This is a genomic window from Amycolatopsis sp. ATCC 39116, assembly GCF_000231075.2.
Classification (GTDB): Bacteria; Actinomycetota; Actinomycetes; order Mycobacteriales; family Pseudonocardiaceae; genus Amycolatopsis_E; species Amycolatopsis_E tucumanensis.
Genome location: NZ_AFWY03000057.1, coordinates 25,791 through 50,446 on the forward strand (window position 1 = coordinate 25,791; position 24,656 = coordinate 50,446).

A 24,656-nucleotide genomic window follows, 5' to 3' on the forward strand; every position below is an offset into this window, starting at 1 on the left:
CAGCACGGCCATCAGCACCTGGCGCTCGTCGATTTTGGGGGTGGCCTGCCGACGCGGGCGGGCGTACCGAGGTGGTCATCGATCTTGACGTACAGTGCGGTCAGAAGGGTGTTCAGGTCGGTCCTCACAAACTGATCTTGAACACCCTTCACCCATCTCCACACACCACCCAGGGTTGGGACTTACTCATCTAGATGAGGGCCAGCGGGTCCAGCTGGATCCGCACCGCCGCGGTTTCCTTGCGCGCGGCCCGCGCGGCCTGCGCCGAGGCCAAGCAGGACGCCAGCGCCCGCCCGTCCGCGCGGGGCACGCGGATCAGCGCCCGCTCCCGCTCGGAGCGGCCCTCCTCGTCCGGCTCGGTCAGCGGCACCGGCCCGAGGACCTCCGCGGACGGCGGCAGCTCCGTCTCCGCGAGCAGCGCGGCCACCGCCTCCGGCGTGCCTTCCACGCTCGCCATCCGCACCGCGGGCGGGAAGCCCAGTTCGCGGCGCTCGGCCAGTTCCCGCTCGGCGTGCCAGGCTGGGTCCCAGCGGACCAGTGCCTGCACCGGCGCGAGCGGAGCCTCCGCGCCGACGACGACCCGGCCGCCCGCCGACGACGGCCGCACCAGCGCCGCCGCCGCCATCCAGCGCCGCAGCGTCTCCTCCGCCGCCCGCAGGTCCTGCCGCCCCAGCAGCGCCCAGCCGTCCAGCAGCAGCGCCGCGCCGTAGCCGCCCTCGGCCACCGGCTCGGCCCCGGGCGTGGACACGACCAGCGCCGGCCGCCCGGGCACGGACGCCAGCACCTCCCGCGCGCCCGAGGTGCGCACCGGCACGCCCGGGAACGCCCGGCCCAGCTCCTCCGCCGTCCGCTTCGCGCCGACCACCACCGCCCGCAGCCGCGCGGAACCGCAGGCCGGGCACCGGAAGTGCGCCTCGGGCGTGCCACACCACCGGCAGCTCGGCGGGTGCGCCACGTCGGCCCCCGCCCCGCCCGGCAACCCGAGCGGGCCGGCGCAACGGCGGCAGTGCGCGGGCGTCCGGCACTGCCCGCACGCCAGCGCGGGCACGTAACCGCGCCGGGGCACCTGCACCAGCACGGGCGCGCCGGCCGACAACGACTGCCGCGCGGCCTCGAACGCCACCGAGGGCAGCCGGGCCACGCGCGCGGCCTCGTCGCGCGCCACGTCGAAGTCCTCGCCGACCGGGGTCACGCGCGGCGCGGCCTTCCGCAGCTCGTCGCGGGATCCGACGATCGGGTGCGCCCACCGCGTCTCGACCAGCAGCTGGGCCTCCGCGGTGCGGGCGAACCCGGCCGCGACGAACGACGCGCCCTGGGCGTGGGCCCGCAGCGCGAGCACGTCCCGCACCTGCGGGTACGGCATGTGCGGGTCGACGTGCAGGTCGTCGCCGTCGTCCCACACCACGAACAGCCCCGGGTCGGCGACCGGGGCGAACATCGCCGCGCGGGTGCCGACCACGATCGGCACCGACCCGCGTGACACCGCCAGCCACCGCCGGTACCGCTCGGCCGGCCCGGTGTCCGCGGACAACGCGACCACGGCGTCCGCACCGGCGACCCGCACGCACGCGTCGTGCACGCGCGTCAGGTCGCGGTGGTCCGGCACGACCAGCAGCGCGCCGCGCCCGCTCGCGGCGGCGAGGGCCGCGAGTTCGGCCAGCCGCGCGGGCCAGTCCTCCCCCGGCAGCGCCTGCCACACGGCGTGGGCCTGCCGGGCGGCGCGCAGCGCGTCGGTGAACGACCCGCCGAACTGGTACCGCTGCCACGCCTGCGCCGAGGGCGCCTCGGTCACCTCGGCGCGCTCACGGGCGGGCTCGGACTCGGCCTTGGCGTGCCGGGGCGGGATGGCCAGCCGGAGCACGTCGATGAGGGTGCCGCCGTAGTGGTCGGCGACGCGGCGGGCCAGCCCGTAGAGGGTCGGCGACAGGACCGGCTCGGGCGAGGTCACCCGCTCCAGGAACGCCAGCCGCCCCTTGTGCTCGGTGGTGGACGCGCGCTCGACGAGGAACCCGTCGACCAGCTGCCCGGCGAACCGCACCCGCACGCGGCAGCCGGGCACCGCGTCGGCGTCGAGCTTGTCCGGCACCTGGTAGTCGAAGGTGCGGTCCAGGTGCGCGAGCGGCACGTCCACCACGATGCGCGCGACGGGATCCTTCTCCGCCGGCTTCTGCTGCCCCTTCCGGGACGCCGGACGCTTCGCCGCGGCTGCGCGCTTGGGCGCGGCGGCGGGGAGGTCCCAGAGCGCGTCGGAAGAGGTCACGCTTGTTCTCTACCAGACACGCCCCGGGGCTCAGGCCCCGGCGAGGGACCGCAGCGCGTCGGCGCGGTCGGTGTTCTCCCAGGGCAGCTTGACGTCGGTGCGGCCGAAGTGGCCGTACGCGGCCGTCGCGGCGTAGATGGGGTGCAGCAGGTCCAGGTCGCGGATGATCGCGGCCGGGCGCAGGTCGAACACCTCGGTGATCGCGGCCTGGATCTTGGCCGGGTCGACCGTCTCCGTGCCGAAGGTCTCCACGAACAGGCCGACCGGCGAGGCCTTGCCGATCGCGTAGGCGACCTGCACCTCGACCCGCCCGGCCAGACCGGCGGACACGACGTTCTTGGCGACCCAGCGCATCGCGTAGGCCGCGGAGCGGTCCACCTTCGACGGGTCCTTGCCGGAGAAGGCGCCACCGCCGTGGCGGGCCATGCCGCCGTAGGTGTCGACGATGATCTTGCGGCCGGTCAGCCCGGCGTCACCCATCGGGCCGCCGATGACGAACCGGCCGGTCGGGTTGACCAGCAGCTTAACGTCGCTGTGGTCGAGCTCGATCTCGTTCAGCTCGGGCATCACGACCTGCTCGCGCACGTCGACGCCGAGCATGGTGTCCAGGTCGATCCCGTCGGCGTGCTGGGTGGACACCACGACGGTGTCCAGCCGCACCGGCTGGTCGCCCGCGTACTCGATGGTGACCTGGGTCTTGCCGTCCGGGCGCAGGTAGGGCAGCACACCGTCCTTGCGCACGCGGGCCAGGCGGCGGGACAGCCGGTGGGCCAGCGCGATCGGCAGCGGCATCAGCTCGGGCGTGTCGGAGCACGCGTAGCCGAACATCAGCCCCTGGTCGCCGGCGCCCTGCCGGTCGATCTCGTCGATGGCGTTCTCGACGCGCGACTCGTAGGCGGTGTCCACGCCCTGCGCGATGTCCGGGGACTGCGCGCCGATGGCGACGTTCACGCCGCACGAGTTGCCGTCGAAGCCCTTGGCCGAGGAGTCGTAGCCGATGTCGAGGATCCGCTCGCGCACGATCGTCGGGATGTCGGCGTAGGCCTCGGTGGTCACCTCGCCTGCGACGTGCACCTGGCCGGTGGTGATCAGCGTCTCCACCGCGACGCGGGAGCGCGGGTCCTTGGCGAGGAGGGCGTCCAGGATCGAGTCGCTGATGGCGTCACAGATCTTGTCCGGGTGCCCCTCGGTCACCGACTCCGAAGTGAACAACCTGCGGTTAGACGCGGTCACCACGCTCACATCCCATCAACTCTTCTGTCCCTCCGGCGTCCAGACTAGGCGCGCCGGTCAGTGCCTGATGAATTCCCCGACGGCGTCCCACACCGCGGCGGCCAGTTGCGCTTTGGAGCCCAGCGGGATAGGCCGCTCGGTGCCGTCGGCCGCCAGCAGCCAGCCCGCGTTCTCCTCGACCTCGAACGCCCTGCCATCCCCGACGGCGTTCAGAACCAGCAGGTCACAGCCCTTGCGCCGCAGCTTCGCACGGCCGTGGTCGAGTACGCTACCGCGCTCGTCGCCCGTTTCCGCGGCGAAACCGACAATGACCTGTCCTGGCAATCGATTCGTTACCAGTTCCGCGAGAATGTCCGGATTGCGGGAAAGCGTGATGACGGGATCCGGCTGGTCGTCGGTTTTCTTGATTTTGTGGCCGGATCGGTTCGCGGGACGAAAATCAGCGACGGCGGCGGCCATCACGACGACGTCCGCCTCCTTGGCGGCCTCGGTGACGGCGTCGCGCATCTGCTCGGCCGTCGACACGCGGCGCAACACGGCGCCCGCGGGCTCGGGCAGCTCGACGGTGTGGCCGGCCACCAACGTGACCTCCGCGCCCCGCTGCGCGGCGACGCGGGCCAGCGCGTAGCCCTGCTTGCCCGACGAGCGATTGCCCAGGTAGCGGACCGGGTCCAGCGGCTCCCGGGTGCCGCCCGCGGAGACGACGACGCGCAGGCCCTCCAGGTCGCGCGGCAGCGCCGACGGCTGGGCCAGCAGCAGCCGGGCCAGGTCGACGATCTCGGCCGGGTCGGCCAGCCGTCCCTTGCCGGTGTCGGCGCCGGTGAGCCGCCCCGCGGCGGGTTCGGTCACCACGGCGCCACGGGACCGCAGCAGCGCCACGTTGTCCCGGGTGGCCGGGTGCTCCCACATCTCGGTGTGCATCGCCGGGAAGAAGACGACCGGGCAGCGCGCGGTGAGCAGCGTGCCGGTGAGCAGGTCGTCGGCGCGGCCCTGGGCCGCGCGGGCCATCAGGTCCGCGGTCGCCGGGACGACCAGCACCAGGTCCGCTTCCTTGCCGATGCGGACGTGCTGCACCTGGTCCACCTCGGTGAACACGCCGGTGTGCACGGGGTGGCCGGACAGCGCCTCGAAGGTGGCCGCGCCGACGAACTTCAGCGCGGCCTCCGTGGGCACCACGCGGACGTCGTGACCGGACTCGGTCAGCCCGCGCAGCACCTCACACGCCTTGTAGGCGGCGATTCCGCCGCCCACACCGAGCACGACGCGAGGTTTACTCACCCTCGGTGTGCTCGAGCAGGCCGGCGTGGATCTCGCGCAGCGCGATCGACAGCGGCTTCTCGCGCGGGCCCGGCTCCACGAGCGGGCCGACGTACTCGAGCAGCCCCTCGCCGAGCTGGGCGTAGTAGTCGTTGATCTGGCGAGCGCGCTTCGCGGCGTAGATCACCAGCGCGTATTTCGAGCTGACCTTGGCCAGGAGGTCGTCGATCGGCGGGTTGGTGATGCCTTCGAGTTCCTCGCCGTAAATGCCGAGCGATGCGGTCACGCGCCTATGCTCCTGAGTTCTCTTCGTGAAGTCGGTGGTCTCCCCGCAGCAAGTCTAACAACTGCCGCGCGGCTTCCCCGACGTCGGCGTTCACCAGCCGCACGTCGAATTCACCCGCCGCCGCGAGCTCGCGCTCCGCTTCGGCCAGCCGGGCGTTGACGGCGGCCTCCTCCTCGGTGCCGCGGCCCTTGAGCCTGCCGACCAGCTCGTCCCAGGACGGCGGCATGAGCATGACAAGCCTGGCGTCGGGCATGGCGGCGCGCACCTGGCGCGCCCCCTGCAGCTCGATCTCCAACACGGCCGGCCTGCCATCGGCCAGTGCCCGCTCGACCGGTTCCCGGGGCGTGCCGTAGCAGTTGCCGGTGAACTCGGCGTGTTCGAGCAGCTCGCCCGCGGCGACCATCTTGTCGAACATCGCCCGGTCGATGAAGTGGTAGTGGACCCCGTCGACCTCGTCCGGGCGGGGTGGCCGCGTGGTGACCGAGACACTGAAGTAGATGTCCGGGTCCAGCCGGCGCAGCGCGCCGACCACGCTGGACTTCCCGACCCCGGACGGGCCGGAGACGACCGTGAGCCGGCTCCGGGACCCCTGGTGCGCCTGGCCCGGAACCGGCTCACGGTGCGACGCCGGGCCGGCATGCCCGCCGGCCCCGGTGACGCGGTCGCTGCCGGTGTCGCTCACTCGCCGCTGAACTCGGCCAGCAGCGCCTTGCGCTGCCGGTCACCAAGGCCGCGCAGCCGCCGGCTCGGTGCGATCTCCAGGCGCTCCATGGTCTGCTGAGCGCGCACCTTGCCGACGCCGGGGAGGGCTTCGAGCAGGGCGGAGACCTTCATCTTGCCGAGAACCTCGTCCTCGTCGGCCTGCTTCAGCACGTCGGTGAGCGTGGTGCCGCCTCGCTTGAGGCGCTCCTTCAGCTCAGCGCGGGCACGACGAGCGGCAGCGGCCTTCTCCAGCGCCGCCTTGCGCTGTTCCTCGGTCAGCTGGGGAAGTGCCACGTTTTCCTCCGTAGTACTCAAAATTCTGGGTGGGTGACGCGACGGTACCCACCCCGCGCCACCGGCCACAATGCGGGGGGTGGTCGCTCGGTTCCTGGACAGGGACCTGATATTGGCGCTATCCGGTCAGACTCGCCTGCGTGCGGCGCACCGCGTCGCGCAGCGCGACGGGGTCCGGACCGTGCCTGAGAACGTCCCTGGACGACGCGGGCAGCACCCCCGGCAGGTCCGCACCGAAGAGGCGGCGAAGATCGTCCACGGTGGCTCCCTGGGCCCCGAAACCGGGCGCCAGGACCGGCCCGTTCAGCCCGGTCAGGTCGAGCTCGCCGGGCTCGATCGTGGCCCCCACGACGACGCCGACGTCGCCGAGGGAGGCGGCGCCGGCGTTGCACCGGGCAGCCTCGTCCACAATCGACTGCGCGACGGTCTTCCCGTTGGCCAGCAAGGCGTTCTGCAGGCCACCGGCCTCCGGGTTGGAGGTGCGGGCGAGCACGAACAGGCCCTCGCCGGCGCCCAGGGCGGGCGCCAGCGAGCCGAACCCGAGGTAGGGCGAGACGGTGATCGCGTCCGCCCGGATCGGGGCCGCGTCGCCGAGGTAGGCCGCCGTGTAGGCGGCCATCGTCGACCCGATGTCGCCCCGCTTGACGTCCAGCAGGACGAGCGCGCCGCGGTCCCGGGCGTGCTCGACCACGCGGGCCAGTACGGCCACCCCGGGCGGCCCGTAGGCCTCGAAGAAGGCCGACTGGGGCTTGACCACGGAGACCTCCTCGGCGAGGACGTCAACCGCCGTCAGGGCGAACTTCTCCAGCCCGCCCGGGTCCCGGTCCAGGCCCCACGCGTCGAGCAGGCCGGGGTGGGGGTCGATCCCCGCGCACAGGTTCCCGCGCGCGGCGACCGCCTCCACCAGCCGGGCGCCGAAGCCCGTCACGCTCACGACTTGGCCCGCAACGCCGCCTGCAGGTCCTGCAGCGACCGGACGCCGATGTCACCCCGGATCAGGGCCTCGATGCCGTGCACGGCCGCCGCGGCGCCCTGCACCGTGGTGATGCACGGGATGTCCCGCGACACCGCCGCGGTGCGGATCTCGTAGCCGTCGATGCGCGGGCCGCTGTTGCCGTACGGGGTGTTGATCACCATGTCCACGCCGCCGGAGGCGATCACCTCGACCACGTTCGGCTCGTCCGGCGCGCTGCCCTCGGAGTACTTGCGCACGACCGTGCTGGGCACGCCGTTGCGCCGCAGCACCTCGGCGGTGCCGGAGGTCGCGAGGATCTCGAACCCGAGGTCGGCCAGCCGCTTGACCGGGAACACCAGCGCCCGCTTGTCGCGGTTGGCGACCGAGACGAACACCTTGCCCGAGGTGGGCAGCGACCCGTAGGCCCCGGCCTGGGACTTCGCGAACGCCTCGCCGAAGGAGGTGTCCACGCCCATGACCTCGCCGGTGGACTTCATCTCCGGCCCGAGCAGCGAGTCCACGCCCTTGCCCTCCGGCGTGCGGAAGCGGTGGAAGGGCAGGACCGCCTCCTTGACCGCGACCGGCGCGTCGATGGGCAGGTGCCCGCCGTCGCCCTCGGCGGGCAGGATGCCGCGGGCACGCAGGTCCTTGATCGAGGAACCGGTCATGATCAGCGAGGCCGCCTTGGCCAGCTGCACCCCGGTCGCCTTGGACACGAACGGCACGGTGCGGCTGGCGCGCGGGTTGGCCTCCAGGACGTAGAGCACGTCGTCCTTGAGCGCGTACTGCACGTTGAGCAGGCCGCGCACGCCGACGCCGCGGGCGATCGCCTCGGTGGAGGCGCGCACCGCCTCGACGTCCTGGCGGCCCAGCGTGATCGGCGGCAGCGCGCACGAGGAGTCGCCGGAGTGGATGCCGGCCTCCTCGATGTGCTCCATGACGCCGCCGAGGTACAGCTCCTCGCCGTCGAACAGGGCGTCCACGTCGATCTCGATGGCGTCGTCGAGGAACCGGTCGACCAGCACCGGGTGCTCGGGCGTGACCTCGGTGGCGCGCTGGATGTAGCCGGCCAGGGAGGCCTCGTCGTAGACGATCTCCATGCCGCGGCCGCCGAGCACGTAGGAGGGCCGCACCAGGACCGGGTAGCCGATCTCGTCGGCGATCCGCTTGGCGCCCTCGAACGAGGTCGCGGTGCCGTACTTCGGGGCGGGCAGGCCCGCGCCCATCAGCACGTCGCCGAACGCGCCGCGGTCCTCGGCCAGGTTGATCGCCTCGGGCGAGGTGCCCACGATCGGCACGCCCGCGTCGGCCAGGCGCTGCGCCAGCTTCAGCGGGGTCTGCCCGCCGAGCTGGACGATCACGCCGGCCACGGTGCCCGAGCGCTGCTCGGCGTAGACGACCTCGAGCACGTCCTCGAAGGTCAGCGGCTCGAAGTAGAGGCGGTCGGAGGTGTCGTAGTCGGTGGACACCGTCTCCGGGTTGCAGTTGACCATGACGGCCTCGAACCCGGCCTCGCGCAGCGCCAGCGCGGCGTGCACGCACGAGTAGTCGAACTCGATGCCCTGGCCGATGCGGTTCGGCCCGGAGCCCAGGATGAGCACCTTCGGCTTGTCCGGCTGCGCGGTGACCTCGGACTCGGCCGCGGGGTCGGACTCGTAGGCCGAGTAGTGGTACGGCGTCTTGGCGGCGAACTCGGCCGCGCAGGTGTCCACCGTCTTGTACACCGGCCGCACACCGAGGCGGTGGCGCAGCGCGCGCACGCCGTCCTCACCGGCCAGCTCCGGCCGCAGCGCGGCGATCTGCTGGTCGGACAGGCCGACGCGCTTGGCCTCGCGCAGCAGCGGCGCGTCCAGCACCGGCGCGTCGCGCACCTCGGCGCCGACCTCGCCGATCAGCGCGATCTGGTCGATGAACCACGGGTCGATGCCGCTGGCCTCGTGCACCTGCTGGACGGTCGCGCCCAGGCGCAGGGCCCGCTCGACCGCGTAGAGGCGGCCGTCGTGCGGGGTGCGCAGCGCTTCCAGGGTGTTCTCCAGCGTGGCGCCCTCGGGGTCCGGGGTGGTCCAGAACCCGGACGCCTTGGTGTCGATCGAGCGCAGCGCCTTGCCCAGCGCCTCCGGGAAGCTGCGGCCCAGGGCCATCGCCTCGCCGACGCTCTTCATCGTGGTGGTCAGCATCGGGTCGGCGCCGGGGAACTTCTCGAACGCGAACCGCGGCACCTTGACCACGACGTAGTCCAGGGTCGGCTCGAACGAGGCCGGGGTCTCGCCGGTGATGTCGTTGCGGATCTCGTCCAGCGAGTAGCCGATGGCCAGCTTCGCGGCGATCTTGGCGATCGGGAAGCCGGTGGCCTTCGAGGCCAGCGCGCTGGAGCGGGACACGCGCGGGTTCATCTCGATGACGACCATGCGGCCGTCGCGCGGGTTGATCGCGAACTGGATGTTGCAGCCGCCGGTGTCGACGCCGACCTCGCGCAGCACGGCGATGCCCACGTCGCGCATGTGCTGGTACTCGCGGTCGGTCAGGGTCATCGCGGGCGCGACGGTGACCGAGTCGCCGGTGTGCACGCCCATCGCGTCGATGTTCTCGATCGAGCAGATCACCACGACGTTGTCGTGGCGGTCGCGCATCAGCTCGAGCTCGTACTCCTTCCAGCCGAGCACGCTCTCCTCGATGAGCACCTCGGTGACCGGAGACTCGGCGAGGCCGATCGAGGCCAGCCGCTCCAGCTCCTCGTCGGTGTGCGCCATGCCGGAGCCGAGGCCGCCCATGGTGAACGAGGGCCGGATGACGACCGGCAGGCCCAGCTCGGCGACGGTCTCGCGGACCTCGTCCATCGAGTGGCACACGCGGCTGCGCGGGACGTCGCCGCCGATGGCGCGGACGATGTCCTTGAACTTCTGCCGGTCCTCGCCGCGCTGGATCGCGTCGATGTCGGCGCCGATCAGCTCGACGCCGTACTTCTCCAGCACGCCGCGCTCGTGCAGGGCGACGGCGGTGTTCAGCGCGGTCTGCCCGCCCAGGGTGGCCAGCAGGGCGTCCGGGCGCTCGGCCGCGATGACCTTCTCCACGAAGTCCGGGGTGACCGGCTCGATGTAGGTCGAGTCGGCGAACTCCGGGTCGGTCATGATCGTGGCCGGGTTGGAGTTGACCAGCGAGACCCGCAGGCCCTCCTCGCGCAGCACCCGGCAGGCCTGCGTGCCCGAGTAGTCGAACTCGGCGGCCTGGCCGATGACGATCGGGCCGGATCCGATGACGAGCACGTGCTCGATGTCTGTACGTTTCGGCATCAGCGGATCTTCTTCTCCATCAGGGTCACGAACTCGTCGAACAGCGGCGCGGCGTCGTGCGGGCCCGCGGCCGCCTCCGGGTGGTACTGCACCGAGAAGGCGGGCACGTCGGCGCAGCGCACGCCCTCGACCGTGTCGTCGTTGGGGCAGTAGTGGCTGACCTGCGCGGCGCCGAACGGCGACTCGAACCGCTGACCCGGCTCGCCCTCCAGGGCGAAGCCGTGGTTCTGCGCGGTGATCGCCACCCGGCCGGTCTCCACGTCGATCACCGGGATGTTGATGCCCCGGTGGCCGTAGCGCATCTTGTAGGTGCCCAGCCCCAGCGCGCGGCCGAGGATCTGGTTGCCGAAGCAGATGCCGAACAGCGGGATCTCGCGGCGCAGGACCTCCTCGGTCAGCGCGACCGCGTGGTCCTGGGTGGCCGGGTCGCCCGGGCCGTTGGACAGGAACACCCCGTCCGGCTCGACGGCCAGCAGGTCGTCCAGCGAGCTGGTCGAGGGCAGCACGTGCAGCTCGATGCCGCGGCGGCTCATCTGGCGCGGCGTGTTGGACTTGATGCCCAGGTCCAGCGCGGCGACACGGAAGCGGCGCTCGCCCTCGGGGGCGACCACGTACGGCTGCTTGGTGGTGACCTCGCCGGCCAGGTCGGCGCCCTTCATCGGCGGGCTGGCCAGCACCTGAGCGGTCATGGCCTCCTCGGTGTCCAGCGCGTCGCCGGAGAACACGCCGGCCCGCATCGCGCCCCGCTCGCGCAGGTGGCGGGTCAGGGTGCGGGTGTCGACGCCGCTGATGCCGACCACGCCCTGGCGCGCAAGCTCCTCGTCGAGGGTGCGGCGGGACCGCCAGTTCGACGGGGTCCGGGCCGGGTCGCGCACGACGTAGCCGGACACCCAGATGCGGGCGGACTCGTCGTCCTCGTCGTTCCAGCCGGTGTTGCCGATCTGCGGCGCGGTCTGCACCACGATCTGGCGGTGGTAGGACGGATCGGTCAGCGTCTCCTGGTAGCCGGTCATCCCGGTGCAGAACACGGCCTCGCCCAGCGTGCGGCCCTGGGCGCCATAGGCCGATCCGCGGAACACCCGCCCGTCCTCCAGCACCAATGCGGCCGGTGTCCTGGTGCCCACGGTCACTGGGCCCCTCCCTTGATCTCTCGTTCGGACAAGCTTTCGATCCACTGTGGATAGACGTCGAGGTCGTCGCCGCGGAAGCCGGTGTCCAGCTCCTTGTCGCCGAGCCGCCAGGTGATGACGATGAGGCTGTTGGTGCCCATCACCTTCCCGGCGATCCCGCTCGCGCGCTTGACCTCCACAATGGACTCGCGCGGGATGAAGAACCCGGGCGCGCCGGCCCGGTCGACCTCCACGCCCTCGCGGTAGAGCCGCAGCACCGCGCGCCCGCGCAGGCCGACGCCGCGCGTGACGATCCGGTCCTGCCAGTCGCCGGCCGTGGTGGTGCTCACGTAGAGCCCCTTGTTCGCCGGCAGCAGCTCCTCCCCCGGCTCGGCGGGGGTCTGCGGGAACGGCGGCAGCTGCGCGCTCTGCGAGCGCGCGCGGCGCCGCCAGCTTCGTCGCATGGCCCAGAGCCCGAGCAGGAAGCAGGCGAACACCAGCAGGGTGAGCAGCAACCGTTCCATCAGCAGATCTTCCCTTCGCGGGCCGTCACGCGCCCGCGCAGCAGCGTCGCGGTCACCACGGCGGGCAACCGCATTCCCTCGTACGGGGTGTTGGCGGCGAGGCTGGCCAGCTCCGCCCCCCGCACGGTCCATTGTGCGCCCGGGTCGACCAGCGCGAGGTTGGCCGGTTCCCCGACGGTGAGCGGTCGTCCCTGGTCGGGCAGGCCGGCGATCTCCGCGGGGCGCTCGCTCATGACCTTCGCCACGCCGCGCCAGTCCAGCAGGCCGGTCTCGACCATGGTGGCGGCGACCACGGACAGGGCGGTCTGCAGGCCGAGCATGCCGGGCCGGGCGGCCGACCACTCGCAGTCCTTGTCCTGCGGCGCGTGCGGGGCGTGGTCGGTGGCGACGCAGTCGATGACGCCCTCGGCCAGGGCCGCGCGCAGCTTCTCCACGTCGGCGTTCGTGCGCAGCGGCGGGTTGACCTTGTTCACCGGGTCGTAGGTGGCCAGGCGCTCGTCGGTCAGCAGGAGGTGGTGCGGCGTGACCTCGGCGGACACCCTGGTCCCGCGCTCCTTCGCCCAGCGCAGCACGTCGGCGGTGCCGCTCGTGGAGACGTGGCAGACGTGCAGGCGAGCGCCGGCGTGCTCGGCGAGCAGGCAGTCCCGCGCGACGATCGACTCCTCGGCGGAGGCGGGCCAGCCGGCGTAGCCCAGGCGCGAGGCCTGCTCGCCCTCGTGGGCCTGCGCGCCGACGGTCAGCCGCGGCTCCTCGGCGTGCTGCGCGATCACCACGTCCAGCGCGGTCGAGTACTCCAGCGCGCGCCGCATGATCAGCGGGTCGTGCACGCAGTGGCCGTCGTCGGAGAACACCCGCACCCCGGCGGCCGACTTCGCCATCGTGCCCAGCTCGGCCAGCCGCTCCCCCTTCAGGCCGACGGTCACGGCGCCGACCGGGTGCACGTCGACCAGGCCGACCTCGCGGCCGCGGCGCCACACGTGCTCGACGATCACCGAGTTGTCGGCGACCGGGTCGGTGTTGGCCATCGCGAAGACCGCGGTGTAGCCGCCGAGCGCGGCGGCGGCCGAGCCGGTCTCGATGGTCTCGGTGTCCTCGCGGCCGGGTTCACGCAGGTGGGTGTGCAGGTCGACGAAGCCGGGCAGCAGGACCTGGCCGTTCGCCTCGATCACCTCGGCGTCGTCGGGCGCGCTCACGGATCCGATCTCGCTGATCGTTCCGCCGGTGACCAGGACGTCCACCGGGTCGCCCTCGCCGTAGAGCCGGGCGCCCTTGATCAGAACCTGGTTCACTTCGCGTCTTCCTCTCCGGCGAGCAGGTGGTACAGCACGGCCATCCGCACGTGCACCCCGTTGCGGACCTGTTCGGTGATGGCCGCGGACGGCGCGTCGGCGACCGCGGAGGCGATCTCCATGCCGCGCAGCATCGGCCCGGGGTGCAGCACGACCGCGTGTTCGGGCAGCAGCCGCAGCCGCGCCTCGTTGAGGCCGTAGGCGATCGAATACTCCCGCGCGGACGGGAAGAACCCGCCGTGCATCCGTTCGGCCTGCACGCGCAGCATCATCACCGCGTCCAGGGCGGGCAGCTCGGCGTCCAGGTCGTGCGACACGGTGACCGGCAGCGCCCCGACCCCGGCGGGCAGCAGCGTCGGCGGGGCGACCAGGACGACCTCGGCGCCCAGCGCGGACAGCAGGTGGATGTTGGAGCGCGCGACCCGGCTGTGCAGCACGTCGCCGACGATGCCGATCCGCCGGTCCTTGATGCCGCCGAGCCGTTCCCGCAGGGTGGCGGCGTCGAGCAGCGCCTGGGTGGGGTGCTCGTGCATGCCGTCCCCGGCGTTGACGACCGACGTGCCGGTGCCCTCCAGCCAGCCGGCCAGGCGCTGCGCGGCGCCGGAGGCCGGGTGGCGGACGATGACGCAGTCGGCTCCGGCCGCGGACAGGGTCAGCGCGGTGTCCCGCAGCGACTCGCCCTTGCCGACCGAGCTGCCGCCCGCCGAGACGTTCACCACGTCGGCGCTCATCCACTTGCCCGCGATCTCGAACGAGACCCGGGTGCGGGTGGAGTTCTCGTAGAACATGGTGATGACCGTGCGGCCGCGCAGGGTCGGCAGCTTGCGGACCTCGCGGCCGAGCAGGGTGCGCTTGAGGCCGTCGGCGGTGTCCAGCACCGCGGTCGCCAGGTCGGGGTCCAGGCCTTCGGTGGCCAGCAGGTGCTTCATGCCTTCGCTTCCCCCTCGCGCAGCAGCACCGCGTCACGCCCATCCACTTCGGACAGCAGGACGGCGACGTCTTCGGCGCGTGCGGTCGGGATGTTCTTGCCCACGTAGTCGGCCCGGATCGGGAACTCGCGGTGCCCGCGGTCGACAAGGACGGCCAGCTGCACGGCCCGGGGGCGGCCGTGGTCGCGCAGGGCGTCCAGCGCCGCGCGCACGGTCCGGCCGGAGAACAGCACGTCGTCGACCAGGATCACCACGCGGTCGTCGATGCCGGTGTCGGGCAGGGTGGTGTCCGCGAGCGGCCGCGTCGGGCGGCGGCGCAGGTCGTCGCGGTAGAGGGTGATGTCCAGGGCGCCCGTGGGGACCTCGACGCCGGAGAACTCGGCGATCCGCTCGGCCAGCCGGGCCGCGAGCGAGGTGCCCCGGGTCGGGATGCCCAGGAGAACGGGAGGTGCGCCCGTGCCGCCGTCGAGGGCGGTCTTCTCGATGACCTGGTGGGCCATCCGGGCGATGGTGCGCGCGACATCACCGGCGGAGAGCAGCTCGCGCTCGCCGCCTGGTGCTGCCGCGTCACGAGGGCGTGACGCCACAGCGGACTCCTTCCCCGCCTCACCGGACGGGTCCTTAAAGGACGTCGATCTCCTGCTTGCCGAGGAAATCCCCCCGATGTTAACAGGCGGCACCGTTCAGCCGTCCGGGTGGTGCCGGGGGCATCATGTTCTTGACCTGGTGACGACAATGCGTAACCATTACTCTGAGTGTTCAACTCGGCAGTCCCCCGGCGGCCCATGAGACCGACTGGGCGAGGAAACGGAGAACCACCAGATGGGCGATTACGCCAAGGCGCTCGGGGCGAAGCTCCGCGGGATCCGCCAGCAGCAGGGGCTGTCCCTGCACGGGGTCGAGCAGAAGTCCGGCGGACGCTGGAAGGCTGTCGTGGTCGGTTCCTACGAGCGCGGCGACCGGGCGGTGACCGTGCAGAAGCTGGCCGAGCTGGCCGACTTCTACGGCGTGCCGGTGGTCGAGCTGCTGCCCGAGGGCCGGGTGCCGTCCGGGGCCGAACCCGCCACCAAGATCGTCATCAACCTGGAGCGGCTGCAGCAGCTGCCTGCCGAGAAGGTCGGCCCGCTGGCCCGCTACGCCGCCACGATCCAGAGCCAGCGCGGCGACTACAACGGCAAGGTGCTCTCCATCCGCACCGAGGACCTGCGGTCGCTGGCCATCATCTACGACATGACCCCCGGCGAGCTGACCGAGCAGCTCATCGACTGGGGCGTCCTCCCGCCCGAGGCGCGACCCGCCAAGGAGGACTAGGCAACAGGCCCTCCCGCCGCCCGCGTGGCGGTGCGGGTGGCTGAACCTCGAACCAGCGCCGGCCCGACCACCCCCGGTGGACGCGCCTCGCGCGACCCAGAACCCGCGGCGGTGCGAGCTGACTGCCCTCCCGTCGCGGGACGAAACCGCCTGACCAGCGAAAAGCCCGGCGCGATCTCCGCGCGCCGGGCCTTTCTCGTGTCTTCTGCCAGGTCAGAGCACCGCGCGGATGCGGTCGGCGATCGTGCCGATCCGGCCCAGCACGCCGTTGACGAACCGCGGCGAGTCGTCCGTGGACAGCTCCCTGGCCAGGCCCACCGCCTCGTCGATCGCCACCGGGTCGGGCACGTCGGCCGCCCACAGCAGCTCGTAGACGCCCACCCGCAGCACGGCCAGGTCGACCGGCGGCATCCGCTCCAGGCTCCAGCCGTGCGCGTGCTCGGCGAGCAGCTCGTCGATGCGCTCCCGGTTCGCGGTGACGCCCTCGACGAGCGAGATCGTGTAGTCGCCGATCGGGTCGGCGTCGGTGGAGCCCACCCGGTCCGCCAGCAGCGTCACCGGATCGAGTGAACGCTGGGCGGCTTCGTACAGGATCTCGACGGCGCGCCTGCGGAGTGCGCGGCGGCCGGTCTGGCCACCGCGCCGGGGCGCCGATGCGGAGTCGGACAACCTAGGCCCTGCCCAGGTAACGGCCGTCGCGGGTGTCGACCTTCACCTTCTCGCCGGTGCTGAGGAACAGCGGCACCTGGATCTCGGCGCCGGTCTCCAGCGTGGCCGGCTTGGTGCCGCCGGTGGAGCGGTCGCCCTGCAGGCCGGGGTCGGTGTGCTGGATGACCAGCTCGACCGAGGTGGGCAGCTCGACGTAGAGCGCGACGCCCTCGTGCATCGCGACCTGGACCTCGGTGTTCTCCAGCAGGTAGTTCGCACCGTCGCCGACGGTCTCCCGCGGCACGGTGATCTGGTCGAACGTCTCGCCGTCCATGAAGACGAAGTCCGACCCGTCGTTGTACAGGTAGGTCATGTTGCGCCGGTCGACGGTCGCGGTGTCGACCTTGGTGCCCGCGTTGAAGGTCTTGTCCACCACCTTGCCGGACAGGACGTGCTTGAGCGTGGTGCGCACGAAGGCGCCGCCCTTGCCCGGTTTGACGTGCTGGAAGTTCACGACGGACCACAGCTGTCCGTCGAGGTTCAGCACCAGGCCGTTCTTCAGGTCGTTGGTGGTGGCCACGGGTTGTCCAGTTCTCCTGTTTCCGATCGGGCCGCGCTACACGACCACGAGTTCCTTGCTGCTCAGGGTGAGGAGTTCGGGATCGGCGTCCCGCACGACCAGCGTGTCCTCGATGCGCACGCCACCGCGGCCGGCGAGGTAGACGCCTGGCTCCACGGTGACCGTCATGCCGACGGACAGTGTACCGGCGACGTTCATCGCGAGCCTCGGTGCCTCGTGCACCTCCAGGCCGACGCCGTGGCCGAGCCCGTGCGAGAACTCCTCGCCGTGCCCGCCCTGCTCGATGATGCGGCGGGCGGCCAGGTCGACGTCGGCGACCTCCTGCCCGGCCAGCGACGCCTCCAGCCCGGCCTGCTGGGCCCGGCGGACCAGCTCGTAGAGGTCGGCCTGCCAGTCCGCGGGGCGGCCGAGCACGACGGTGCGCGTCATGTCCGAGTGGTACCCGTCCACGGTCGCGCCGAAATCCAGTTTGACGAAGTCACCCGCGTGCAGGGGGCGGCTGGTGGGCCGGTGGTGCGGGATCGCCGAGTTCGGCCCGGCGGCGACGATCGACTCGAACGACGGCCCGGACGAGCCGTGGTCGAGCATGCGGTTCTCCAGGTCGCGGGCGACCTCCAGCTCGGTGCGGCCGGGCCGGATGCCGCCGTGCTCCAGCAGGCTCGCCAGCGCCCGGTCGGCGGCCGCGCACGCCATCCGCAGCGCCTCGATCTCAGTTTCGTCCTTGATCAGCCGCAGCTGCTCGACCAGGCCGGGGGCGCGGGTCAGCTCGATGCCGTCCGCGACGCGGGTGAACTCGTCGTGGGCCTCGACGCTGACGTGCTGGCTTTCGAAGCCGGTGCGCCGATGGGCGGCCGCGTCCCCGGCGGCGCGGGCGAGCAGGGCGGCGGCGCTCTCCCGCTCGATGACCCGCTCCAGGTCGGGCACCTCGGCCGCGGCCTGGGTGGTGTAGCGGCCGTCGGTGCAGAACAGCGTGCGGCTCTCGCCGTCGCCGTGGACCAGCAGCGCGGCGTTGGAGCCGGTGAAGCCGGTCAGGTAGCGAACGTTGAGCAGGTCGGTGACGAGCAACGCGTCGACGCCGGACTCGTTGAGCACCGTGCGCAGGGCGTCGCGCCGCGAGGCGTGGAGGTCGGGCACAGTGGCAGCTTAGTGCGGTGCGACGATGGGTGGATGGGTATGCGGTCCTGGCTGGTACGGGGTCTCGGCATGGCGGTGCTGCACGCGATCGCCGAAGTCGCGCTCGCCAAGGCGACGGTGTACGACCCGACGGGCCTGACGACGGCCCGGATCGCCGTGATCGCGCTGCTGGTGGGCGCCGCGGCGCTGTGGAGCGCGCTGGACGCGTGGCTGCGCCGGGAGGACGCCGGGCGCACGTGGTTCATCGCGTCGCTGGTGGCCGGCCCGGTGTCCGGGGTGCTGTACGTGATCGGCCGCGCGATCTTCGTCGACCGGACCGGCGCGGAGGAACTGTGGCCCGCGATCTCCGGCGGGGCCGCGTTCACGGCGCTGCTGGTCCTGGTGCCGGCCGGTCTGGGCCTGTTCGTCGGCGGACGGCTCAAGCGACCCGCGGACGAGCCGCCCAAGCGCCCGCGTCCCAGCCCGCGCCCGCGGACCGCCGGGGACTGAGTCAGCCGAGCGCCGGGCCGGCCGGGTAGCCGCGCCACTGCGCTGGGGTCACGTCCCTCGGTCCACGAGCCGTCGGCCACCGCAGGGCCGCGTTCACGCGCTGCTGGTCCTGGCGCGCGGCTCAAGCGGCTCACCGCGCCCCAAGCCCGTGCCCACGGGCCGCCGGGGATCTAGCCCAGCGCCGGGCCGGCCGGGTAGCCGCGCCACTGCGCCGGGGTCACGTCTTCCGTCGACGAGCCGTTGGCGATCACCGCTTCCGCCCGGCGCACCGGGTAGAGGCGGCCGTCGTCGAGCAGGAAGCCCACCCCCAGCCCGGTGGCCTGCAGCGCGCGCGTGCCGGACTCCAGCCGCGCCGCGACCGGGAACTGGTTCAGCACGTCCAGCCGCGTGTCGAGCACGTGCCCGGCCAGTTCCTGCGCCACCGAGCGGCGGTCGATCCGCACGACCTGGCCCGACACGACCAGGTCCATGGTCCGCACCGGCGAGGGCATGGCGAAGCCGTCCAGCACCGTCAGCGCGCGCTGCGGATCGGCGCACGCGTTGACGCCGACGATGTCCAGTCCGAAGCGCCGCAGGTCGGTGGGCGCGCCCGCCTCGCCGGTCACGGTCGCGCGCACGACGTCCAGCGGCACCCGCCCGCACGGGTCCTTCGCCGACACCGGCGCGTGCCCGTCCGGCCGCCGCACCAGGCCGGGCCCCTCCCGCCACACGCCGGGGATCAGCAGCGGCTGGAACGGGGCGCGCAGGAAGTCGCGGTCCCAGAACGTGATGGTGGTGCCGTCGGCGGTTTCGTGCGCGATCGCCCACGCGTTCAGCGCGTCGATCCACATCAGGTCCGCACTGAACGCGTCGACCAGCGACTTGGTGCGCGGCGCGTTCGTGCCGGCGACCGCGGCGAACCCGGCCTCCCCCAGCGCCTCCACGCCGCTGCCGAACGCCGGGTCCTTCGACCGCAGCACGAACTGGCCCGCGCCGTTCCAGCCGGCGGCGAGGCCGGTGGTGTCGGTGAACATCAGGTAGAACCAGCCGTCGAGGTACACCGCAGCAGGCTGGCCGGCGCCGTAGAGATTTTCGCGGTGGGTGTCGTGAGCGGGGTCCACGATGGGTCTGCCGCCGTTCGCGCGCTGCCAGGTGATCCCGTCGGTGCTGGTCGCGAGACCGATGGAGTTGCCGAGCGCGTGGTCGCCCGCGGCGCCCGTGTAGTACTGGTAGTAGGTCCCGTCGACGCGGATCACCGACGGGTCGCAGGCGTGCACGCCGTCGAACTGGCCGGGGTTGCCGGACAGCACGGCGGGCGGCACGGACCCGCCGGGGCCGGTGAACGGGCCGTCCAGCGAGGCGGATTCGGCGTAGAGGATGTCGTCGCCGGGCGGCGGCGAGCCGGGGTACTGGCTGCACCACCACATCCGGTTGGTGGCGCCGTCGGCCATCAGCGTGGGGCCGTAGTTGTAGGGCGCGCCGGGGCCGCCGGCCGCGACGACGCCGGGGCTTTCGCGCGGCGAGTCGGTCTTGAGCTGGACCGCGGCGGGTGTGGCAGTGGTGGTCTCCGGTTGGGCGCCGCCGATGACGCCCTTCCCGGCGCCCTCGGCCTGCGGCGGCACGCTGCCGGTGCACCCGGCCAGCGCGGGGACGGCCAGCACCGCGGCCAGCAACGCGCCGAGCACCCTGCGTCTGCCCACCCGTCGTCCTTCCCTTTCCGCCAGCAAGCTCAGTGTAGAGACTGATTAACCCGGTCGAGTGACACGCGGGGAGTCGGCGACGAGCTCGATTTCGAAGCCGTCGGCGTTCTCCAGATACGCGGCGTGATGATCAGGGCCGCCGGCATGCGGGTAGCGGTCGGCGAACAGCGGGCGCCAGCCGTGCGCGAGCGCGGCTTCCGCGAGCTGGTCGACGCGCTCGGGCGGGCCGGCGTGCAGCGCCAGGTGGTTGAGGCCCGGCGCGCGGCGGTCATGCGTGGCGGCGGTCAGCGCCGGGGACTGCTCGACCACGAGGTATCCCGCGCCGAGTTTCCAGCTGACGCCGTCGCGCCAGCGCTGGTGTTCCTGCCAGCCGAGTTCGGTGAGCAGCCAGCCGAAGCTCTCCTCGGCGCGCGCGAGGTCGGGCACCCACAGCTCGACGTGGTGCCACTGCCCTGCGGTGGCGGGCAGCGCGACGAACACGCGGTGCGGCCCGCCGTAGTGTTCGCCGCCGCCGACGTCGGCGAAACCCAGGCGCCGCACCAGGTTTTGACTGGCCACATTGGACTCGTGCACGAGCGCCCACACGGCGGGCAGCCCGAGCGCGACGAAGGCGTGGCGAAGCAGCGCGGTGGCCGCCTCGGTCGCCAGGCCGTGGCCGCCGTGGGCGGGGTCGAGGAAGTACCCGATCTCCACGAGGTCGCCGGACAGCTCGGCCGATGGCCGCAGGTGCGCCAGCCCGATGACGTCGCCGTCGCGCTCGATGACCCAGTGACCGGTGCCGTCCGGCCCGGTGTAGGCGAGGCGCCGCTCGACCGAGGCCCGGCACTGGTCCGGGTCGCTGAGGTCGGCGGCGAGGAACCTGCTCGTGTCCGGGTCGGCGAAGACCCGGACGATCGATTCGGTGTCGGTGGGTTCGAGGCCTCGCAGGCGCAGCCGGGCGGTTCTGAGGTCGGGGACGGTCATCCGGCGTTGGCGGCGAGCCAGCGCAGGGCGAGCGGGTAGCCGTCGACACCGAGCCCGGCGATGACAGCCGTGGCGATGTCGGAGAGCACGCTGTGGTGGCGGAACGCCTCACGCTTGTGCACGTTGGAGATGTGCAGCTCGATCAGCGGCGCGGCGAGCTGCGCGGCGGCGTCCCGCACGGCGATCGAGTAGTGCGTCCAGGCGCCCGCGTTGAGCACGACGGGGTTGCCACCGTCGGCGGCTTCGTGCAGCCAGCCGACCATCTCGCCCTCGTGGTCGGTCTGCCGGACCTCGACGTCGATGCCCAGCTCGCTGCCGGTCTTGACGCACAGCTCCGCAAGGTCGGCGTGGGTGGTGGAGCCGTAGACGGCGGGCTCCCGCTTCCCGAGGCGGCCGAGGTTGGGACCGTTGAGCACGAAGACCTTCACAGCAGCACGCTCCCACCGTCGGACTGCCGCGGTCCGGCGACCGCCGAGTACGCCGCGGCCAGCAGGGCCGGGTCGGGACCTTCGAGGCGACCCGGTTTGGCCAGGCCGTCGAGGACGACGAAGCGGAGCACGCCGGAGCGGGTCTTCTTGTCCTTGCGCATGGAGTCGATCAACTGCGGCAAGGCGTCCGGGTCGTACTTGGTCGGCAGGCCGAGGCGCTCCAGGATGGCGGCGTGCCGCTCGGCGGTGACGTCGTCGAGCCGCCCGGCGAGGCGGGCCAGCTCGGCGGCGAACACCAGGCCGACGCTGACCGCCGCGCCGTGGCGCCAGCGGTAGCGCTCGCGGCGCTCGATGGCGTGGCCGAGGGTGTGACCGTAGTTGAGGATCTCGCGCAGGTCGGACTCGCGCAGGTCGGCGGCCACGACGTCCGCCTTGACCTGGATCGAGCGGCGCACCAGCTCGCCGAGGACGTCACCGGCAGGGTTGGTCGCCGCCTCGGGGTCGGCTTCGATGAGCTCGAGGATGCGCGGGTCGGCGATGAAACCGGCCTTCACGACCTCGGCCATGCCGGCGATCAGTTCGTTGCGCGGCAGGGTTTCCAGGGTGGCGAGGTCGACCAGGACGGCGCTGGGCTCGTGGAAGACGCCGACCAGGTTCTTGCCCGCGTCGGTGTTGATGCCGGTCTTGCCGCCGACGGCGGCGTCGACCATGCCGAGCAGCGTGCTGGGCACGTTGACCAGCCGGACGCCGCGCATCCAGGTGCCCGCGACGAAGCCGGCGAGGTCGGTGACCGCTCCCCCGCCGAGGCCGATGACGACACCCTGGCGGTCGAGGCCGATGCGGCCGAGGACCTCCCAGCAGAAGCCGGCGACGGACAGCGCCTTGCCGTCCTCGGCGTCGGGGATCTCGACGCGGTGGGCGTCCAGCCCGGCGGCGTTGAGTTCGTCGCGCACGGCTTCGGCGGTGGTGGTGAGCGTGGGCTGGTGGATGATCGCCACGCTGGAGGCGCCCTTGACGGCCTCGGTGAGCTCGCCGAGCAGGCCGCGGCCGACGACGACCGGGTACGGCCGGGCGGTGCGGACCTCGATCCGGACCGGGTCGGTCACTGCGTTTCCTCCAGGGCTAGTTCGCGGGCGATGGCGTCGACGATCTCGGCCGGGGTGCGGTCGTCCGTGGACACCTCGATGGTGGCGACCGAGCGGTACACCGGCAGCCGCGCTTCGAGCAGCGAGCGGTAGGTGGCGCGCGGGTTGACCCCGGCGAGCAGCGGGCGGGCGGTGGACAGGCCGACCCGCTGCACGCCCGCGGCGAAGCCGACGTTGAGGAAGACCACCGGGTGGCCAACCAGGCGTTTCTGGGTGCCCTCGGCGAGGACCGCGCCGCCGCCGACGGAGAGCACGCCGTCGTGCTCGGCGAGCGCCTCGGCGATCACTTCCTCTTCGAGCGCGCGGAAGGCCGGCTCGCCGTCGTCGGCGAAGATCTCCGCGATGGGACGGCCGGCGCGGGCGACGATGTCGTCGTCGCTGTCGCGGAACGGCACGCCGAGGCGCTGCGCGAGCAGCGGCCCGACGGTGCTCTTGCCGGACCCGGGCGGGCCCGCGATCACGATGCAGGGAGGTTGGCCCACCGTTCCTCCAGTGCCGCGAGGTAGGACTCGGCGTTGCGCTTGGTCTCGGCCAGCGAGTCGCCGCCGAACTTCTCCAGTGCCGCGTCGGCGAGCACGAGCGCCACGACGGACTCCAGGACGACCCCGGCGCGGGGCACCGCGCACACGTCGGAGCGCTGGTGGATCGCGACGGCGGGCTCCCCGGTGACGACGTCCACAGTGGACAGCGCGCGCGGGACGGTGGAGATGGGCTTCATCGCGACGCGCACGCGGACCGGCTCGCCGTTGGTGATGCCGCCCTCGAGGCCGCCGGCGCGGTTGGACCGGCGGGTGACGCCGACCGGGCCGGTGCCGCGGTCGATCTCGTCGTGGGCCTTGCTGCCCCAGCGGCGGGCGGTGGTGAAGCCGTCGCCGATCTCGACGCCCTTCATGGCCTGGACGCCCATGAGCGCGCCGGCGAGGCGCGCGTCGAGGCGGCGGTCCCAGTGGACGTGGGAGCCGAGCCCCGGCGGCAGCCCGTAGGCGATGACCTCGATGACGCCGCCGACGGTGTCACCGGCCTGGCGGACGGCGTCGACCTCGGCGATCATCGCGTCGGTGGCTTCCTGGCCGAACGCGCGGACCGGGGATTCGTCGACCGCCGCGAGGTCCTCGGGCCCGGGCAGCGGGCCTTCGGGGGCGACGGCCGCGCCGATGGAGACGACGTGGCTCACGATCTCCGCGCCGAGGAGCTGGCGGAGGAAGTTCCGGGCGACGGTGCCCAGTGCCGTGCGGGAGGCCGTCTCGCGGGCGCTGGCGCGCTCCAGCACGGGGCGGGCCTCGTCGAAGCCGTACTTCTGCATGCCCGGCAGGTCGGCGTGGCCCGGGCGGGGGCGGGTGAGCGGCTCGTTGCGGGCGAGGCCCTCGAGCTCGGCCGGGTCCACCGGGTCGGCCGACATGACCTTCTCCCACTTGGGCCACTCGGCGTTCTCGATGTGCACCGCGACCGGTCCGCCCTGGGTGACGCCGTGCCGGACGCCGCCGAGGAACTCGATGTGGTCGGTCTCGAAGCCCATGCGGGGGCTGCGGCCGAACCCGAGCCGCCGGCGGGCGAGCTGCTCGCTCACGTCGGCGGTGGTGACCTCGACCCCGGCCACCATCCCTTCGAGCACGGCCGCGAGGGCCGGACCGTGCGATTCACCAGCGGTTATCCAGCGCAGTACCACCAGACGATCCTGTCATGCGGGTTGTCGCCCGGTTCAGGCGGCTCCGACGGGCGGGGGCTGACCCGCGCGGGGTGGTCGCGAGGGCGGGGTTGACGTGGTCCGTGCCCTGGTCGCGCCGGTGCGTCCGGGTGGCGGGCCGGTGTGCCCGAGGTGCGCGCGTGGTGGGCCGGTGGCGCGCCGGTGTGCCCGGGCTGGGCCCGGGTTTGGCGGGCCGGTGTGCCCGGGTTGGCGGGCCGGTGTGCCCGGGCTGGCGGGCCGGTGTGCCCGGGCTGGCGGGCCGGTGTGCCCGGGGTCGGGGGCCGGTGTGCCCGGGGTCGGGGGCCGACGCGCCCGGGGTAGCGGGCCGGCGCGCCCGGGGTAGCGGGCCGGTGTGGCCGACGTGGCGGGGGTCGGTGGCTGCAGGCCATTGCGCTCGCCCGGCTCCGGCGGGCGGGGGCTGGCCCGCGCGCGGTGGTCGCGACGGCGGGGTTGACGTGGTCCGCCCG

General features: G+C 72.9%; 24 protein-coding genes. 2 read left to right on the top strand and 22 right to left on the bottom strand.

What is annotated here, in order from left to right:
* Positions 1-190: 190 nt before the first annotated feature.
* The 13 genes from AMY39116_RS0335500 to pyrR all read right to left on the bottom strand — a co-directional run bounded on the left by AMY39116_RS0335500 (position 191) and on the right by pyrR (position 14,715).
* Positions 191-2,260, bottom strand: a complete 2,070-nt coding sequence (locus tag AMY39116_RS0335500; protein ID WP_020422348.1) for a primosomal protein N' — start codon at positions 2,258-2,260, stop codon at positions 191-193.
* A 30-nt stretch (positions 2,261-2,290) separates the two neighbouring features.
* Entirely contained in the window at positions 2,291-3,493 is a 1,203-nt protein-coding gene (gene metK / locus AMY39116_RS0335505) for a methionine adenosyltransferase (RefSeq protein WP_027936504.1), read from the bottom strand.
* Positions 3,494-3,550: 57 nt separating this feature from the next.
* Complete coding sequence (coaBC, locus tag AMY39116_RS0335510) at positions 3,551-4,771, bottom strand: bifunctional phosphopantothenoylcysteine decarboxylase/phosphopantothenate--cysteine ligase CoaBC (RefSeq protein ID WP_235716279.1); 1,221 nt, start codon at positions 4,769-4,771, stop codon at positions 3,551-3,553.
* The gene (rpoZ, locus tag AMY39116_RS0335515) at positions 4,764-5,036 is read right to left on the bottom strand and encodes a DNA-directed RNA polymerase subunit omega (protein ID WP_017983069.1); all 273 of its coding nucleotides are present in this window, start codon (positions 5,034-5,036) and stop codon (positions 4,764-4,766) included. Before rpoZ ends, coaBC begins: the two co-directional genes overlap by 8 nt.
* Before the next feature lie 4 nt (positions 5,037-5,040).
* The gene (gene gmk / locus AMY39116_RS0335520; protein WP_020422351.1) at positions 5,041-5,718 is read right to left on the bottom strand and encodes a guanylate kinase; all 678 of its coding nucleotides are present in this window, start codon (positions 5,716-5,718) and stop codon (positions 5,041-5,043) included.
* Complete coding sequence (gene mihF, locus AMY39116_RS0335525; RefSeq protein ID WP_017983071.1) at positions 5,715-6,032, bottom strand: integration host factor, actinobacterial type; 318 nt, start codon at positions 6,030-6,032, stop codon at positions 5,715-5,717. Before mihF ends, gmk begins: the two co-directional genes overlap by 4 nt.
* Before the next feature lie 118 nt (positions 6,033-6,150).
* Positions 6,151-6,960: an orotidine-5'-phosphate decarboxylase gene (gene pyrF / locus AMY39116_RS0335530; RefSeq protein WP_027936506.1), complete on the bottom strand. Its 810-nt coding sequence runs from the start codon at positions 6,958-6,960 to the stop codon at positions 6,151-6,153.
* 2 nt (positions 6,961-6,962) lie between these two features.
* Positions 6,963-10,277: a carbamoyl-phosphate synthase large subunit gene (gene carB, locus AMY39116_RS0335535; protein ID WP_020422353.1), complete on the bottom strand. Its 3,315-nt coding sequence runs from the start codon at positions 10,275-10,277 to the stop codon at positions 6,963-6,965.
* Positions 10,277-11,407 (bottom strand): glutamine-hydrolyzing carbamoyl-phosphate synthase small subunit, encoded by a 1,131-nt coding sequence (gene carA, locus AMY39116_RS0335540; protein ID WP_027936507.1) that lies wholly within the window; start codon positions 11,405-11,407, stop codon positions 10,277-10,279. Before carA ends, carB begins: the two co-directional genes overlap by 1 nt.
* Entirely contained in the window at positions 11,404-11,910 is a 507-nt protein-coding gene (locus tag AMY39116_RS0335545; protein WP_020422355.1) for a hypothetical protein, read from the bottom strand. The genes carA and AMY39116_RS0335545 overlap by 4 nt, the downstream gene beginning before the upstream one ends.
* Entirely contained in the window at positions 11,910-13,199 is a 1,290-nt protein-coding gene (locus tag AMY39116_RS0335550; protein ID WP_020422356.1) for a dihydroorotase, read from the bottom strand. The genes AMY39116_RS0335545 and AMY39116_RS0335550 overlap by 1 nt, the downstream gene beginning before the upstream one ends.
* Entirely contained in the window at positions 13,196-14,128 is a 933-nt protein-coding gene (locus tag AMY39116_RS0335555) for an aspartate carbamoyltransferase catalytic subunit (RefSeq protein WP_017983077.1), read from the bottom strand. Before AMY39116_RS0335555 ends, AMY39116_RS0335550 begins: the two co-directional genes overlap by 4 nt.
* Entirely contained in the window at positions 14,125-14,715 is a 591-nt protein-coding gene (gene pyrR / locus AMY39116_RS0335560; RefSeq protein WP_020422357.1) for a bifunctional pyr operon transcriptional regulator/uracil phosphoribosyltransferase PyrR, read from the bottom strand. The genes AMY39116_RS0335555 and pyrR overlap by 4 nt, the downstream gene beginning before the upstream one ends.
* A 235-nt stretch (positions 14,716-14,950) precedes the next feature.
* Here pyrR and AMY39116_RS0335565 point away from each other — a divergent pair, with 235 nt between their 5' ends.
* Positions 14,951-15,439: a transcriptional regulator gene (locus AMY39116_RS0335565; protein WP_020422358.1), complete on the top strand. Its 489-nt coding sequence runs from the start codon at positions 14,951-14,953 to the stop codon at positions 15,437-15,439.
* Positions 15,440-15,652: 213 nt separating this feature from the next.
* On the opposite strand, the gene nusB is transcribed toward AMY39116_RS0335565, so the two are convergent.
* Genes nusB through AMY39116_RS0335580 form a run of 3 tightly spaced genes read right to left on the bottom strand, consistent with a single transcriptional unit; the run spans position 15,653 to position 17,801 of the window.
* Positions 15,653-16,108, bottom strand: a complete 456-nt coding sequence (gene nusB / locus AMY39116_RS0335570) for a transcription antitermination factor NusB (protein ID WP_020422359.1) — start codon at positions 16,106-16,108, stop codon at positions 15,653-15,655.
* Between the two features lies 1 nt (position 16,109).
* Positions 16,110-16,667 carry an elongation factor P gene (gene efp, locus AMY39116_RS0335575; RefSeq protein WP_020422360.1) on the bottom strand — a complete coding sequence of 186 codons (558 nt, stop codon included), beginning with the start codon at positions 16,665-16,667 and terminating at the stop codon, positions 16,110-16,112.
* 36 nt (positions 16,668-16,703) lie between these two features.
* Positions 16,704-17,801, bottom strand: a complete 1,098-nt coding sequence (locus tag AMY39116_RS0335580) for a Xaa-Pro peptidase family protein (protein ID WP_020422361.1) — start codon at positions 17,799-17,801, stop codon at positions 16,704-16,706.
* A gap of 69 nt (positions 17,802-17,870) precedes the next feature.
* Here AMY39116_RS0335580 and AMY39116_RS0335585 point away from each other — a divergent pair, with 69 nt between their 5' ends.
* Positions 17,871-18,290: a B-4DMT family transporter gene (locus tag AMY39116_RS0335585; RefSeq protein WP_020422362.1), complete on the top strand. Its 420-nt coding sequence runs from the start codon at positions 17,871-17,873 to the stop codon at positions 18,288-18,290.
* Positions 18,291-18,460: 170 nt separating this feature from the next.
* Here the strand turns inward: AMY39116_RS0335585 and AMY39116_RS0335590 are convergent, their stop codons facing one another.
* From AMY39116_RS0335590 to aroC, 6 genes are read right to left on the bottom strand one after another with little or no spacing between them, the layout of a single operon-like run.
* Positions 18,461-19,954, bottom strand: coding sequence for a beta-xylosidase (locus AMY39116_RS0335590; RefSeq protein WP_020422363.1), 1,494 nt, complete (start codon positions 19,952-19,954; stop codon positions 18,461-18,463).
* A 60-nt stretch (positions 19,955-20,014) separates the two neighbouring features.
* A complete protein-coding gene (locus tag AMY39116_RS0335595; RefSeq protein WP_020422364.1) occupies positions 20,015-20,932 on the bottom strand; it encodes a GNAT family N-acetyltransferase in 918 nt (305 codons plus the stop codon).
* On the bottom strand, positions 20,929-21,360 hold the full coding sequence (gene aroQ / locus AMY39116_RS0335600) for a type II 3-dehydroquinate dehydratase (RefSeq protein WP_020422365.1): 432 nt from the start codon (positions 21,358-21,360) through the stop codon (positions 20,929-20,931). The genes AMY39116_RS0335595 and aroQ overlap by 4 nt, the downstream gene beginning before the upstream one ends.
* Positions 21,357-22,466 carry a 3-dehydroquinate synthase gene (gene aroB, locus AMY39116_RS0335605; RefSeq protein WP_020422366.1) on the bottom strand — a complete coding sequence of 370 codons (1,110 nt, stop codon included), beginning with the start codon at positions 22,464-22,466 and terminating at the stop codon, positions 21,357-21,359. Before aroB ends, aroQ begins: the two co-directional genes overlap by 4 nt.
* Positions 22,463-22,966, bottom strand: coding sequence for a shikimate kinase (locus tag AMY39116_RS0335610; protein ID WP_020422367.1), 504 nt, complete (start codon positions 22,964-22,966; stop codon positions 22,463-22,465). Before AMY39116_RS0335610 ends, aroB begins: the two co-directional genes overlap by 4 nt.
* On the bottom strand, positions 22,963-24,174 hold the full coding sequence (aroC, locus tag AMY39116_RS0335615) for a chorismate synthase (protein ID WP_027936509.1): 1,212 nt from the start codon (positions 24,172-24,174) through the stop codon (positions 22,963-22,965). The genes AMY39116_RS0335610 and aroC overlap by 4 nt, the downstream gene beginning before the upstream one ends.
* Between the last annotated feature and the right edge of the window lie 482 nt (positions 24,175-24,656).